The 13,465-nt window shown below is 67.6% G+C and carries 18 protein-coding genes; all 18 read right to left on the bottom strand.

Features of this window, described 5'->3' with window-relative positions; translation table 11 throughout:
- Position 1 precedes the first annotated feature (1 nt).
- A complete protein-coding gene (gene rplX / locus OOZ19_RS02075) occupies positions 2–316 on the bottom strand; it encodes a 50S ribosomal protein L24 (RefSeq protein WP_184476375.1) in 315 nt (104 codons plus the stop codon).
- Entirely contained in the window at positions 316–684 is a 369-nt protein-coding gene (gene rplN / locus OOZ19_RS02070) for a 50S ribosomal protein L14 (RefSeq protein ID WP_184476372.1), read from the bottom strand. Before rplN ends, rplX begins: the two co-directional genes overlap by 1 nt.
- A 139-nt stretch (positions 685–823) precedes the next feature.
- Positions 824–1,105, bottom strand: a complete 282-nt coding sequence (gene rpsQ, locus OOZ19_RS02065) for a 30S ribosomal protein S17 (RefSeq protein ID WP_266087542.1) — start codon at positions 1,103–1,105, stop codon at positions 824–826.
- Entirely contained in the window at positions 1,102–1,344 is a 243-nt protein-coding gene (rpmC, locus tag OOZ19_RS02060) for a 50S ribosomal protein L29 (RefSeq protein WP_243790119.1), read from the bottom strand. The genes rpsQ and rpmC overlap by 4 nt, the downstream gene beginning before the upstream one ends.
- Positions 1,344–1,763, bottom strand: a complete 420-nt coding sequence (rplP, locus tag OOZ19_RS02055; protein WP_184476363.1) for a 50S ribosomal protein L16 — start codon at positions 1,761–1,763, stop codon at positions 1,344–1,346. The genes rpmC and rplP overlap by 1 nt, the downstream gene beginning before the upstream one ends.
- Before the next feature lie 3 nt (positions 1,764–1,766).
- On the bottom strand, positions 1,767–2,678 hold the full coding sequence (gene rpsC, locus OOZ19_RS02050) for a 30S ribosomal protein S3 (RefSeq protein ID WP_266087537.1): 912 nt from the start codon (positions 2,676–2,678) through the stop codon (positions 1,767–1,769).
- Positions 2,678–3,091 carry a 50S ribosomal protein L22 gene (gene rplV, locus OOZ19_RS02045; RefSeq protein ID WP_266087535.1) on the bottom strand — a complete coding sequence of 138 codons (414 nt, stop codon included), beginning with the start codon at positions 3,089–3,091 and terminating at the stop codon, positions 2,678–2,680. The genes rpsC and rplV overlap by 1 nt, the downstream gene beginning before the upstream one ends.
- A 32-nt stretch (positions 3,092–3,123) precedes the next feature.
- The gene (gene rpsS, locus OOZ19_RS02040; RefSeq protein WP_184476345.1) at positions 3,124–3,405 is read right to left on the bottom strand and encodes a 30S ribosomal protein S19; all 282 of its coding nucleotides are present in this window, start codon (positions 3,403–3,405) and stop codon (positions 3,124–3,126) included.
- 18 nt (positions 3,406–3,423) lie between these two features.
- Entirely contained in the window at positions 3,424–4,257 is an 834-nt protein-coding gene (rplB, locus tag OOZ19_RS02035) for a 50S ribosomal protein L2 (protein ID WP_184476342.1), read from the bottom strand.
- Between the two features lie 32 nt (positions 4,258–4,289).
- On the bottom strand, positions 4,290–4,589 hold the full coding sequence (gene rplW, locus OOZ19_RS02030) for a 50S ribosomal protein L23 (RefSeq protein ID WP_184476339.1): 300 nt from the start codon (positions 4,587–4,589) through the stop codon (positions 4,290–4,292).
- Positions 4,586–5,275, bottom strand: a complete 690-nt coding sequence (rplD, locus tag OOZ19_RS02025) for a 50S ribosomal protein L4 (protein ID WP_184476336.1) — start codon at positions 5,273–5,275, stop codon at positions 4,586–4,588. The genes rplW and rplD overlap by 4 nt, the downstream gene beginning before the upstream one ends.
- Complete coding sequence (rplC, locus tag OOZ19_RS02020) at positions 5,275–5,925, bottom strand: 50S ribosomal protein L3 (RefSeq protein ID WP_184476333.1); 651 nt, start codon at positions 5,923–5,925, stop codon at positions 5,275–5,277. The genes rplD and rplC overlap by 1 nt, the downstream gene beginning before the upstream one ends.
- 63 nt (positions 5,926–5,988) lie before the next feature.
- Positions 5,989–6,294 carry a 30S ribosomal protein S10 gene (gene rpsJ / locus OOZ19_RS02015; RefSeq protein WP_009948626.1) on the bottom strand — a complete coding sequence of 102 codons (306 nt, stop codon included), beginning with the start codon at positions 6,292–6,294 and terminating at the stop codon, positions 5,989–5,991.
- 618 nt (positions 6,295–6,912) lie between these two features.
- Positions 6,913–8,106, bottom strand: a complete 1,194-nt coding sequence (gene tuf / locus OOZ19_RS02010; protein WP_266087526.1) for an elongation factor Tu — start codon at positions 8,104–8,106, stop codon at positions 6,913–6,915.
- 160 nt (positions 8,107–8,266) lie between these two features.
- Entirely contained in the window at positions 8,267–10,369 is a 2,103-nt protein-coding gene (fusA, locus tag OOZ19_RS02005; protein ID WP_266087524.1) for an elongation factor G, read from the bottom strand.
- A gap of 76 nt (positions 10,370–10,445) precedes the next feature.
- Entirely contained in the window at positions 10,446–10,916 is a 471-nt protein-coding gene (gene rpsG, locus OOZ19_RS02000; protein WP_184476324.1) for a 30S ribosomal protein S7, read from the bottom strand.
- A complete protein-coding gene (rpsL, locus tag OOZ19_RS01995) occupies positions 10,916–11,290 on the bottom strand; it encodes a 30S ribosomal protein S12 (RefSeq protein WP_009948619.1) in 375 nt (124 codons plus the stop codon). Before rpsL ends, rpsG begins: the two co-directional genes overlap by 1 nt.
- A 501-nt stretch (positions 11,291–11,791) precedes the next feature.
- Positions 11,792–13,435 carry a TNT domain-containing protein gene (locus OOZ19_RS01990; protein ID WP_266087515.1) on the bottom strand — a complete coding sequence of 548 codons (1,644 nt, stop codon included), beginning with the start codon at positions 13,433–13,435 and terminating at the stop codon, positions 11,792–11,794.
- Positions 13,436–13,465 lie beyond the last annotated feature (30 nt).

Below are 13,465 nucleotides of genomic sequence, written 5' to 3'. Positions count from 1 at the left end.
ATCAGATGTCCTTCCCGTTGCGGCGGGACACGCGAACCTTCTTGCCGTCCTCGCCGAACCGGTAACCCACACGCGTGGGAGTGCCGTCGGAGTCGACCACCATCACGTTGCTCACGTGAATCGGCGCCTCCTGGGTGACGATTCCGCCGGACTGCGCACCACGCTCGGTCCGGGAGACCTTGGTGTGCTTCTTGATCCGGTTCACGCCTTCGACCAGGACCCGCTCACGCTGCGGGTAGGCCTCGATGACCTTGCCGCGAGCGCCCTTGTCCTTGCCGGAGATCACGACGACGGTGTCGCCTTTTTTGATCTTCATCACAGCACCTCCGGCGCGAGCGAAATGATCTTCATGTACTTCTTGTCGCGCAGCTCGCGCCCGACCGGGCCGAAGATGCGGGTCCCACGGGGACCACCGTCGGTCTTGAGCAGCACCGCGGCGTTCTCGTCGAACCGGATGTAGGAACCATCCGCGCGGCGCTTTTCCTTCTTCTGCCGGACGATGACGGCCTTGACCACATCGCCCTTCTTCACGCCGGCACCCGGAATTGCTTCCTTGACGGTGGCGACGATGACGTCACCGATACCCGCGTAACGCCGACCAGAACCACCGAGGACCCGGATCGTGAGGATCTCCTTGGCCCCAGTGTTGTCGGCGACACGCAGTCGCGACTCCTGCTGGATCACGTCTGACTCCTGACCCTAAGTGCCCGCACCCTGCGCGCGGACACACTCTGGCGCGCCAAATTTCCGACTTGACGCGCGCGGTCATCACCGGCAGCGGGCCGGACGCCGACATACCGGCGCCCGGCCCGCTTTCGATGTCCTACTTGGCCTTCTCCACGACCTCGACGAGGCGCCAGCGCTTCGTCGCGGACAGCGGCCGGGTCTCCATCAGGAGCACGCGGTCGCCGACACCCGCCGTGTTGGCCTCGTCATGCGCCTTGACCTTGGTGGTCTGGCGCAGGACCTTGCTGTAGAGAGCGTGCTTCTTGCGGTCTTCCAGCGACACCACGATCGTCTTGTCCATCTTGTCGGACACGACGTAGCCCTCGCGGGTCTTGCGGTAGTTCCGCACCGCGCTCTGTCCTTCTGGCTGGCTGCTCATGCCGCGCCCTCCTCGGTCGCGTCAGGGGACACCGTCAGGCCGAGCTCGCGCTCGCGCATGATGGTGTAGATCCGGGCGATGTCCCTGCGGACCACGCGCAACCGGCGGTTGTTCTCCAACTGCCCGGTCGCCATCTGGAAGCGAAGGTTGAACAGCTCTTCCTTCGACTCCCGGACCTTTGCCAGCAGTTCCTCGTCGCCCAGTTCCCGGAGCTCACCAGCGGTGACACCAGCCGCCATCAGAAGTCACCACCCTCGCGGGACACGATCTTGCACTTCATCGGCAGCTTGTGCGCCGCACGGGTCAGCGCCTCGACAGCCGTCTTCTTGTTCGGGAAGTTCAGCTCGAACATGACACGGCCCGGCTTGACGTTCGCGACCCAGGACTCGGGCGAGCCCTTACCGGAACCCTGACGGGTCTCCGCCGGCTTCTTCGTCAGCGGGCGGTCCGGGAAGATGTTGATCCAGACCTTGCCGCCACGCTTGACGTGCCGGGTGATGGCGATACGCGCCGACTCGATCTGGCGGTTGGTCACGTAGCCGTGCTCGACCGCCTGGATGCCGTACTCGCCGAAGTTGATGCGGGTGCCGCCCTTGGCGAAGCCACTGCGCTTCGGTGCGTGGCTCTTGCGCCACTTCACCCTGCGTGGGACCAGCACTGCTCAGCCCTCCGTCTTCTGATCGGCCTGCGGCTCGGCCACGGCCGGGGCGTTGGCGGTCGCCGCGTCACCCGCGGTCTGCGCCTGCTCCGGGCTCTCCGCCGAACCACCCTTGGCTGCGGCGCGACCGGCCTCGGTGCCACCGGCACCGGTGGTGCCCGAGGCTCCGGAACGACGACGGCCACCGCGGTCGGAACGGCCACCGCGGTCACCGCGCTCGCCACGTCCGCCGCCGCCCTCGCCGCGAGGCGCGCGCACCTCGGACTGCTCCTGCTTCTGCTTCAGGCCGCCGACCAGCTCACCCTTGTAGATCCACACCTTGACGCCGATGCGACCGAACGTGGTGCGGGCCTCGAAGAAGCCGTAGTCGATGTCCGCGCGCAGCGTGTGCAGCGGGACGCGACCCTCGCGGTAGAACTCCGAGCGGGACATCTCGGCCCCGCCCAGACGGCCACCGCACTGGACCCGGATGCCCTTGACCTGCGGCGAACGCATGGCCGACTGGATGGCCTTGCGCATCGCGCGCCGGAAGGACACGCGGTTCGACAGCTGCTCGGCCACGCCCTGCGCGACGAGCTGTGCGTCGGCCTCGGAGTTCTTGACTTCGAGGATGTTGAGCTGGACCTGCTTGCCGGTCAGCTTCTCCAGGGAACCGCGAATGCGATCCGCCTCGGCACCACGACGGCCGATGACGATGCCCGGCCGGGCGGTGTGAATGTCCACCCGGACCCGCTCGCGGGTGCGCTCGATCTCCACTTTGGAGATCCCTGCGCGCTCCATACCGCGAGAGAGCCGACGGCGGATCTTGACGTCCTCCGCAACGTATTCCGCGTACTGCTTGTCGGCGTACCACCGGGACTTCCAGTCCGTGGTGATGCCGAGTCGGAAGCCGTGCGGGTTGATCTTCTGACCCACTACCGGGCACTCCCCTTCTGGCTCTTCGTCTTACCGGCCGCCTTCGGCCGCGACTCCACCTCGATGGTGATGTGCGCGGTCCGCTTGCGAATCCGGTACGCACGGCCCTGGGCACGGGGCTGGAACCGCTTCAGCGTCGGTCCCTCGTCCACGTACGCCCGGTGCACCCACAGGGTGTCGGGGTCGAGCGACTGGTTGTTCTCCGCGTTGGCGACGGCACTGGCGAGCACCTTCGACACCGGACCGCTGGCGGCCTGCGGCGCGAACTGGAGCACTGCCAGGGCTTCGCTGGCGTTACGGCCCTTGATGAGCTCGACCACGCGACGGGCCTTCATCGGCGTCACGCGGACGAAGCGGGCCCGCGCCACCGCGCGGTTGTTATCCGCCGCGGTGTCGTCGGAACGGGCTGTCATCCTGCTACCCCTTGCTCTTGGTTCGCCCCCGCTCAGCGGCGGCGCGACTTCCGGTCATCCTTGACGTGGCCCTTGAAGGTCCTCGTCGGCGCGAACTCGCCCAGCTTGTGCCCGACCATCGACTCGGTGACGAACACCGGGATGTGCTTGCGACCGTCGTGCACCGCGAAGGTGTGGCCCAGCATGTCCGGGATGATCGTGGACCGGCGGGACCAGGTCTTGATCACGGTCTTCTTGCCCGACTCGTTGAGCGCGTCCACCTTCTTGAGCAGGTGGTCGTCCACGAACGGGCCCTTCTTAAGGCTGCGTGGCATGTGCTACTACCTCCCTGCTCAGCGCTTCTTGCCGGTGCGACGGCGCCGGACGATGAGCTTGTCACTGGGCTTGTTGCGGCGGGTGCGGCCCTCGGGACGACCCTTCGGGTTGACCGGGTGGCGACCACCGGAGGTCTTACCCTCACCGCCACCGTGCGGGTGGTCGACCGGGTTCATGACGACACCGCGGACGGTCGGGCGCTTGCCCTTCCACCGCATGCGGCCGGCCTTGCCCCAGCTGATGTTGGAGTGCTCGGAGTTACCGACCTCGCCGACCGTGGCGCGGCAGCGCACGTCCACGTTGCGGATCTCGCCCGAAGGCATCCGCAGCTGGGCGTACGGGCCGTCCTTGGCCACCAGCTGGACCCGGGCACCTGCGGACCGCGCGATCTTGGCTCCGCCACCGGGGCGCAGCTCGATCGCGTGGATCACGGTGCCGGTCGGGATGTTGCGCAGCGGGAGGTTGTTGCCGGGCTTGATGTCGGCCCGCGGCCCGCTTTCGACCTTGTCACCCTGCCGGACGCCGTTCGGCGCCACGATGTAGCGCTTCTCGCCGTCCAGGTAGTGCAGCAGCGCGATGCGCGCACTGCGGTTCGGGTCGTACTCGATGTGCGCGACCTTGGCCGGCACACCGTCCTTGTCATTGCGGCGGAAGTCGATGAGGCGGTAGGCCCGCTTGTGGCCGCCGCCCTGGTGCCGCGTCGTGATCTTGCCGTGCGCGTTGCGGCCGCCGCGACCGTGCAGCGGGCGCACCAGCGACTTCTCCGGCTCCGACCGGGTGATCTCGGCGAAGTCGGACACGCTGGAGCCGCGACGGCCCGGCGTCGTCGGCTTGTGCTTGCGAATGCCCATCTCTGTAGAAACCTCGTCCTAATCAGCGCCGGTCAGGCGGCCGGTCCGCCGAAGATCTCGATCGGCTTGCTCTCCGGGGACAGCGTCACGATCGCCCGCTTGGTGTCCTTGCGCTTGCCGTACCCGGTGCGGGTGCGCTTGCGCTTGCCGTTGCGGTTGATCGTGTTCACGTTGGAGACCTTGACGTCGAAGATCTTCTCAACGGCGATCTTGATCTCGGTCTTGTTCGTGCCGGGGCGAACCAGGAACGTGTACTGGCCCTCCTCCAAGAGCGCGTAGCTCTTCTCGGAGATGACCGGCGCCAAGATGATGTCTCGCGGGTCGGGGATCACTGCTGTGCCTCCTCAGCGCTCGCTGCCACGGCTGCTGCCTTGGCGGAGCGGCCCTGCACGGGCCCGGCGACGAACCGCTCGAAAGCGGCCTTGCTGAACACCACGTCGTCGTTGACCAGCACGTCGTAGGTGTTGAGCTGACCCGGGTCGATCAGGTGCACGTGCTCGAGGTTGCGCAGGCTCAGCCAGGAGTTGGCCTCCTCCGAGCGGTTCAGCACCACCAGCACCCGCTTCGCCTCGGTCCAGATGCGGACCGCGGACTTGGCGGCCTTGGTCGACGGCGACTCGCCACCGACCACGTGCGTCACGACGTGCAGCTGACCGGCGCGAGCGCGGTCGGACAGCGCACCGCGCAACGCGGCGGCCTTCATCTTCTTCGGGGTGCGCTGGGTGTAGTCCCGCGGCTGCGGGCCGTGCACCGTGCCACCACCGGTGAACTGGGGAGCCCGGATCGAACCCTGACGGGCGTTACCGGTGCCCTTCTGCCGGTACGGCTTCTTGCCGCCACCGGAGACCTGGCCGCGAGTCTTCGTGGAGTGCGTGCCCTGGCGAGCGGCGGCCAGCTGGGCCGTCACCACCTGGTGCATCAGGGCCACGTTGGCCTGCACGTCGAAGATCTCGGCGGGCAGCTCGACACTGCCGTCGGTGGAGCCGTCCGGGGTACGGACGTCCAGCGTCGCGCTCATCACGCACCACCCTTCGCGGGGCTCTTAACCAGAACCAGGCCGCCCTTGGGGCCAGGAACGGCGCCCTTGATCAGCAACAGGCCGGAGTCGCCCTCCACCCGGTGAACCTTGAGGTTCTGGGTGGTGACGCGGTCCGAGCCCATCCGGCCGGACATCTTCATGCCCTTGAAGACGCGACCCGGGGTGGCGCAGCCACCGATCGAGCCCGGCTTCCGGTGCACGGCCTGAGCACCGTGGCTCATCGGCTGGCGGTGGAAGCCGTGCCGCTTGATCGTGCCGGCGAAGCCCTTGCCCTTGCTGGTGCCGACCACGTCGACCACCGTGCCGGCTTCGAACAGCTCGGCGGTGATCTCCTGGCCGACTTCGTACTCACCGGCGTCATTCGTGCGCAGCTCGACGAGGTGGCGGCGCGGGGTGACCCCGGCCTTGGTGAAGTGGCCGGTGCGCGGCTTGTTCACCTTGCGGGGGTCGATGGCGCCGAACGCCAGCTGCACGGCCGAATAGCCGTCCTTGTCGGGGGTACGGATCTGGGTGACCACGTTCGGCCCGGCCTGCACGACGGTCACCGGGACGACCCGGTTGTTCTCGTCGAAGACCTGGGTCATGCCGAGCTTGGTGCCCAGAATCCCCTTGATCTGCCTGTCAGACATCAGTCTTGTTCTCTCCGCACTACGGCCGGCCCGCGAACGAGCCGTCTCACGATGGGCCGACCCTTACTGGATGTTCACGTCGACGCTGGCCGGAAGGTCGATGCGCATCAACGCGTCCACCGTCTTCGGCGTCGGTTCGAGGATGTCGATGAGCCGCTTGTGCGTCCGCATCTCGAAGTGCTCCCGCGAGTCCTTGTACTTGTGCGGAGAGCGGATGACGCAGTAGACGTTCTTCTCCGTCGGCAGCGGCACCGGCCCGACGACCCGAGCGCCGGTGCGCGTCACGGTCTCAACGATCTTGCGCGCGGACGCGTCGATCGCCTCGTGGTCGTAGGCCTTGAGCCGGATGCGGATCTTCTGTCCCGCCATAGTGGCTTGCCGTTCCTCTAGTCTCGTGCCGCCAGTGGTCGGCGCTGTGGCGGTCCTCAGCTCGATGCTGACGACGGCGCCTGCGCCCATGGGCTTCGGGTGCCCGTCGCGGCCTGGGCCGGTGAGCTCTCGAACCGGGATTTCTCCCGCCCGTCGAACTCAGCCCTCGGTCCGCCCCTGTTCAGGTTGCTGGTGCCCGGTACACGCGGTCGGGCGTGTCGCCCGCTGCGAACAGACCGGTCCCATCGAACTCCGCCGCTGGGATGGATCACGAAGCTCCCCGAAGGGCACTTCCGAAGACCCGTACACCTCTTGCTTTGCACCCTGCCGGACGGCGACGCGGGAGAACTCCCGGCGCAGCGCCCAGGCCCGGCCGAAACCGGTCCTGCTCCGAAACTCCAGGGCGCGGGGCTTCTCGTGGCGGAGCGGCCGGGACTTCCACTGATAGGCGATGAACACCTGGGAAACCGGCCGCTCCGAACGAGCAACCCATACAGGATGGCACACGCCGTATGCCAGCCCGAATCGGGGGGTGGTTTTCGGGGCCGCACCGCGGCCCGGACCCGAAAACCAGCGAGGGCCTGCCCCTTCAAAGAAGGAGCAGGCCCTCGCGGTGGATCACTTGATGATCTTGGTGACGCGACCCGCGCCGACCGTACGACCACCCTCGCGGATCGCGAAGCGGAGGCCGTCCTCCATCGCGATCGGCTGGATCAGCTGCACCGACATCTCGACGTTGTCGCCCGGCATGACCATCTCGGTGCCCTCGGGGAGGGTCACGACGCCGGTCACGTCGGTGGTGCGGAAGTAGAACTGCGGCCGGTAGTTGTTGAAGAACGGGGTGTGACGGCCACCGTCCTCCTTCGACCGGATGTAGACCTGGCACTCGAAATCGGTGTGCGGGGTCGTGGTCTTCGGCTTGACGACCACCATGCCGCGCTCGACGTCCTCGCGCTTGATGCCGCGCACGAGCAGACCGACGTTGTCACCGGCCTGGCCCTCGTCCAGCAGCTTGCGGAACATCTCGACGCCGGTGACCGTGGTCTTCAGCGCGGTTTCCTTGATGCCGACGAGCTCGACCTCTTCGTTCACCTTGATGACGCCGCGCTCGATCCGGCCGGTCACCACGGTGCCGCGGCCGGTGATCGAGAAGGAGTCCTCGACCGGCATCAGGAAGGGCTTGTCGGTCTCGCGCTCCGGGTCCGGAACGCTCTCGTCGACCGCGTCGAGCAGCTGCATGACCTTGTCGGTCCACTCGGGGTCGCCCTCGAGCGCCTTCAGCGCGGAGACGCGGACGACCGGAGCACCGTCGCCGTCGTACTCCTCGCCGGACAGCAGCTCGCGGACCTCCATCTCCACGAGCTCCATGATCTCCTCGTCGTCGACCATGTCGGCCTTGTTCAGCGCGACGAGGATGTAGGGCACACCGACCTGGCGAGCCAGCAGCACGTGCTCACGCGTCTGCGGCATCGGGCCGTCGGTGGCGGCCACCACCAGGATCGCCCCGTCCATCTGGGCGGCACCGGTGATCATGTTCTTCACGTAGTCGGCGTGACCGGGAGCGTCGACGTGCGCGTAGTGACGCTTCTCGGTCTGGTACTCGACGTGCGCGATCTGAATCGTGATACCGCGCTGCTTCTCCTCCGGCGCCTTGTCGATCTCGTCGAACGGCGTGAAGGGGTTCAGCTCCGGGTGCTTCTCGTGCAGCACCTTGGTGATGGCCGCGGTGAGCGTGGTCTTGCCGTGGTCAACGTGACCGATGGTCCCGATGTTGACGTGCGGCTTGTCCCTCTCGAACTTCGCCTTAGCCACTGGATTGTCCTCCTGGACTTAGTTCTCTTTCCGCCGTACGACTAGCCAGTCCCCGCGTTACGCGAAGATTTAGTGCCAGGCGGAGTCCTGTCGGGTTTGGAGGCGGACGGCCGCGGCCTCGATCATGAGGCCGAGCCGGCCGCCGCCGAACTACAGGGAATTACTCGCCCGTAGCCTTCGCGATGATCTCCTTCGCCACGTTCGCGGGAACCTCGGCGTAGGAGTCGAACACCATCGAGTAGTTCGCACGGCCCTGCGTCTTGGAACGCAGGTCGCCGACATACCCGAACATCTCGGACAGCGGCACCTGCGCCTTGACGACACGCGCACCGCTGCGCTCCTCCATGGCCTGGATCTGGCCACGGCGGGAGTTGAGGTCGCCGATGACATCGCCCATGTAGTCCTCGGGCGTGATCACCTCGACCGCCATCACCGGTTCGAGAATCGCCGGGGAGGCCTTCTGCGCGGCCTCCTTCAGGGCGATGGAACCGGCGACCTTGAACGCCATCTCCGAGGAGTCGACCTCGTGGTACTGGCCGTCCAGCAAGGTCACCTTGACGCCCACCAGCGGGTAGCCGGCCAGCACGCCGTACTGCATGGCGTCCTGCGCGCCCTGGTCCACCGACGGGATGTACTCGCGCGGGACGCGACCACCGGTGACCTTGTTCTGGAACTCGTACGTCGCACTGTCGGCAGTCTGCTCGATCGGCTCGACCGCGATGATGACGCGGGCGAACTGCCCGGAACCACCGGTCTGCTTCTTGTGCGTGTACTCGTACTTCTCGACCGACTTGCGAATCGTCTCGCGGTAGGCCACCTGGGGCTTACCGATGTTCGCCTCGACCCTGAAGTCCGACTTCATCCGGTTGACCAGGACTTCCAGGTGCAGCTCGCCCATGCCGGAGAGGACCGTCTGACCGGTCTCCTCGTCGTGGTGAACGCGGAAGGTCGGGTCCTCCTCGGCGAGCTTCTGGATCGCCGTGGAGAGCTTCTCCTGGTCGGCCTTCGTCTTCGGCTCGACGGCCACGTCGATGACGGGCTCCGGGAAGGTCATCGACTCGAGCACGATCGGCTTCTGCGGATCGCACAGCGTGTCACCGGTGGTGGTCTCCTTGAGACCGACCACGGCGTAGATGTGACCTGCCTGGGCCTCGTCGACCGGGTTCTCCTTGTTGGAGTGCATCTGGAAGAACTTCCCGATGCGCTCCTTGCGCTCACGCGTGGAGTTCATGACCTGCGTGCCCTGCGTGACCTTGCCCGAGTAGACCCGGATGTAGGTCAGCTTCCCGTAGAACGGGTGCACGGCGATCTTGGACACCAGCGCGGCGAAGGGCTCCTCGGTGCTCGGCTTGCGCTCGGCGGTGGTCTCACCGTCGAGCATCAGGCCCTGCACCGGCGGCACGTCCAGCGGCGACGGCAGGAAGTCGACGACCGCGTCGAGCATGGGCTGCACGCCCTTGTTCTTGAACGCGGTACCGCAGAGCACCGGGAACGCGGTGCGCTCGACGGTCAGCTTGCGGATGCCGCCCTTGATCTGCTCGGTGGTGAGCTCCTCGCCACCGAAGTAGGCCTCCATCAGAGCCTCGTCGGTCTCCGCGACGGCCTCGACCAGCTGCTCGCGGTACGAGTTCGCGCTCTCGACGAGGTCTTCCGGGATCGGCTCGATCTCGTAGCTCTCGCCCTTCTTCACGTCACCACGCCAGGTCAGCGCCTTCATGCTGACCAGGTCGACGACGCCCTCGAAGTCGGACTCGGTGCCGATGGGCAGCTGAAGCACCAGCGGAGTGGCGTTGAGCCGCTCGCGGATGGTCTTCACGGTGAAGTAGAAGTCCGCACCGAGCTTGTCCATCTTGTTGACGAAGCAGATGCGCGGGACGTCGTACTTGTCCGCCTGCCGCCAGACCTGCTCGGACTGCGGCTCGACACCTTCCTTGCCGTCGAAGACCGCGACGGCGCCATCCAGGACGCGCAGCGAGCGCTCCACCTCGACCGTGAAGTCGACGTGTCCCGGAGTGTCGATGATGTTGATCTGGTTGTCTTCCCAGAAGGTCGTGGTAGCAGCCGAGGTGATGGTGATACCCCGCTTCTGCTCCTCTTCCATCCAGTCCATCGTCGAGGCGCCGTCGTGCGTCTCGCCGAGCTTGTGGTTGATCCCGGTGTAGTACAGGATCCGCTCGGTCGTGGTGGTCTTGCCCGCGTCGATGTGGGCCATAATGCCGATGTTGCGGACCTTCGTGAGGTCCGTCAGCACGTCGCGTGCCACGAGTTTCTTCCCCGTTCCTACAGCAGATGCAAGCCGTCGAATCGGTGTGCCGAGGCGGGCAGGAGCCGACCCGACGTCACCAGCGGTAGTGCGCGAAGGCCTTGTTGGACTCCGCCATCTTGTGCGTGTCTTCGCGCTTCTTGACGCTCGCGCCGAGGCCGTTGCTGGCGTCGAGCAGTTCGTTCATCAGGCGCTCGACCATGGTCTTCTCGCGGCGCTGCCGCGAGTAGGTGACCAACCAGCGCAGCGCCAGCGTGGTGGAGCGACCGGCGCGGACCTCGATCGGCACCTGGTAGGTCGCGCCACCGACACGGCGGCTGCGGACCTCCAGAGTCGGCTTCACGTTGTCCAGCGCGCGCTTGAGCGTGACCACCGGGTCGGTGCTGTTCTTCTCCCGCGCACCTTCGAGCGCCGCGTACACGATCTTCTCGGCCAACGAGCGCTTGCCGTCGACGAGGACCTTGTTCACCAGCTGGGTGACCAGCGGCGAGGCGTACACGGGATCGGCGTTGAGCGGCCGCTTCGGGGCCGGACCCTTGCGGGGCATCAGCTCTTCTCCTTCTTCGCGCCGTACCGGCTGCGAGCCTGCTTGCGGTTCTTCACACCCTGCGTGTCGGCAGACCCACGGATGATCTTGTACCGCACGCCGGGGAGGTCCTTCACACGGCCGCCGCGAACCAGCACGATCGAGTGCTCCTGGAGGTTGTGCCCCTCACCCGGGATGTAGGCCGTGACCTCGATGCCGCTGGTGAGCTTGACACGAGCGACCTTGCGCAGTGCCGAGTTGGGCTTCTTCGGGGTGGTGGTGTACACGCGGGTGCACACGCCACGCCGCTGCGGGCTCCCCTTGAGCGCCGCAGTCTTGGTCTTGGCGACCTTGTCCTGGCGGCCCTTACGGACCAGCTGCTGGATGGTGGGCATGGACCGGCTTTCTCTTGAGCGTTCGCGTCTTCGTGGTTGCTCTCGCCCGGCGGCGCTCGCAACGTCGGCGTCCGGGCACGTGCCCTGGCGCCGAGCACCTCGCAGGCACTGTTTACTTAGGCCTCCCCCGCACCACGAGGTCGGGCGTGTCGCCCACTCCTCGGCCTTGCGGCGCTGGTGGTGCCTGCGGGAGCGCACCGACAGGAACGAACCCGATGGTTGTCAGGAGAGTTCCGCACGGCCCATGTCCGCGATCACGACCACCGAGGTGGCCCCTGTTCACGCACGGGCATACGGACCGACCCGATAGCTTTCGGGTCCGATAAACAAAGATACCCGCCCCGTTCTGAGGGGGTCAAAACGGGGTCCCCAAGACCTGCTCGATCTTCCCCGAAGCCGCCGCGGACCGAGCTAGTGGTGTGGTGTTCCCGCCGACTTTACCCCCGCGAGCAAGAGCCGCCAGCCCGCTCGCGGGCCGCGGAACCCACCGCGCGCGCACGATCAGAGCTCCGCGAGCCAGCCGCCGGCGACGAGCTCGCCGACCGGCTGCGGGAGGAAGTAGGCCTGGCCACCGCCGACCTGGCCGTGGTCGGGTTTGATCACTCCGGTCACCACTTCGAAACCACCGAGCACCCGGTACCGGCGGTACTCCCCCGGCGCCTGCTCCGGCGGCATCGAGCGGTGCGGCAACCCCGTGCCGGGCACGAACACGGTGTTGCCGTCGGAAGTCCCGAACCGGTCGACCTCGGCGCCGTCGGGCAGCACCACGACGAACCTGTCGTCGTAGTGCGACAGCGGCAGGTCCGGCCCGAGCGGCTCGATCGGGCACTCGTAGTCGGCGAGCGGCTCGTCGGGTTCCCGCAGCATCGAAGTGCGGGTGAGCGCCACCGCTCCGATCAAGTGCGCCGCGGCCCCGTAGGCCTCCGGGAAGCGGGACTCGTTGCGCACCTCCCCGTCGTCGAGGCAGAACACCGACCACCAGCCGTCCGGCTCGCGCAGCATGCTCCAGCCGCCTTCGAGAGGTTCGGTGAAGCTGTAGAAGCGCCGGCTGACGCCGAACCTCGCGATGAACTGCCGGGCCATGTCGATCGCGCCGGCGGTGCGCTCGCCGTCCAGCGCGTCCGGGTCGGCGCCCAGCACCAGCGCCTTCGCCTGCTCGGCGGCGTGGTCGGCGACGACCGCCGGGCAGCGGTGGCCGTTGCGGCGGATGTGGTCGAGGAAGTCGCGCGGCGGCGCGATGTCGTGGGCGTCGAGGTAGTACGCCGTCGCCAGCGGCCACGCCCAGGTGCCGTCGGTGTGGAACTGCTTGGGCACCTCCGGCGGGCGCTGCGGGTCGACCTCGTCCTCGGAGGTGCTGCGGGCCGACAGGACGACCTCGCCACTGAGCAGGTAGTCGAGGACCAGCTGCTTCTCCAGCCATGGCAGCACCGGCCGGTGCGCCAGTGGGCGCCCGTCGCCGTCCCAGCCGTCGAAGACCTGCGCCATCCGGACCGAGCCGCGGGCTCCGGCTGCGTCGCGGTGGTCCGCGAAGTGCCGCCACGCCTGGACGAGCAGCCACTCCGGTGCCTGGACGCGCGGGAAGTAGCGGAGCTCGTCGAAGGCGGCCTGCGGATCGTCCTCCTCGTCCGCCCACCGGACCTCGGCGTGACCCGTCTCGAACTCCGGCTCCGCCCCGACGACGGCGGTACAGCGCGCCGTGGTCCACGTCCCCGACTCCGGCCGGTACTCGACGGCTCGGCTGCGCTGCAGCGCGTCGACGACTTCCTGCGGCGGGATCCACAGGTGCCTGCCGTCGTCGGTGACGACGCTGGCCACGACCTCGATGCGGGTGCCGAGCGCCGCGCACTCGATGCGGATCTCCCGCCATCCCTGCGGCCCCACCCGTGGGAGGAGCCCGCGCAGCTCGGTACGCGCGTCCGGGCGTGCGGCAGGGTTCGTCGGCGCGCCGTGGGCGGCCGGCGCCGGGAACGGACGGCCCGGCTCGGGCGGTTCTCCCTGGTTCACCAGGACGGCGTCGATCCGCTCGTGCGGAACCGGCGCCTCGACGCCGTCGAGCACCGCGGCTCCGTCCCGCGACTCCAGCAGCGGCACGAGCCGACCTTCGGTCCGGGCGCGGGTCCCGGCGATGGGACTCCCGAGAATCACCTGTTCTCCCCCTCGTGGTTCGCGGCGCCG

The organism is Saccharopolyspora sp. NFXS83 (assembly GCF_026241095.1).
Classification (GTDB): Bacteria; Actinomycetota; Actinomycetes; order Mycobacteriales; family Pseudonocardiaceae; genus Saccharopolyspora_C.
This window is presented reverse-complemented; position numbering and strand designations above follow the sequence as displayed.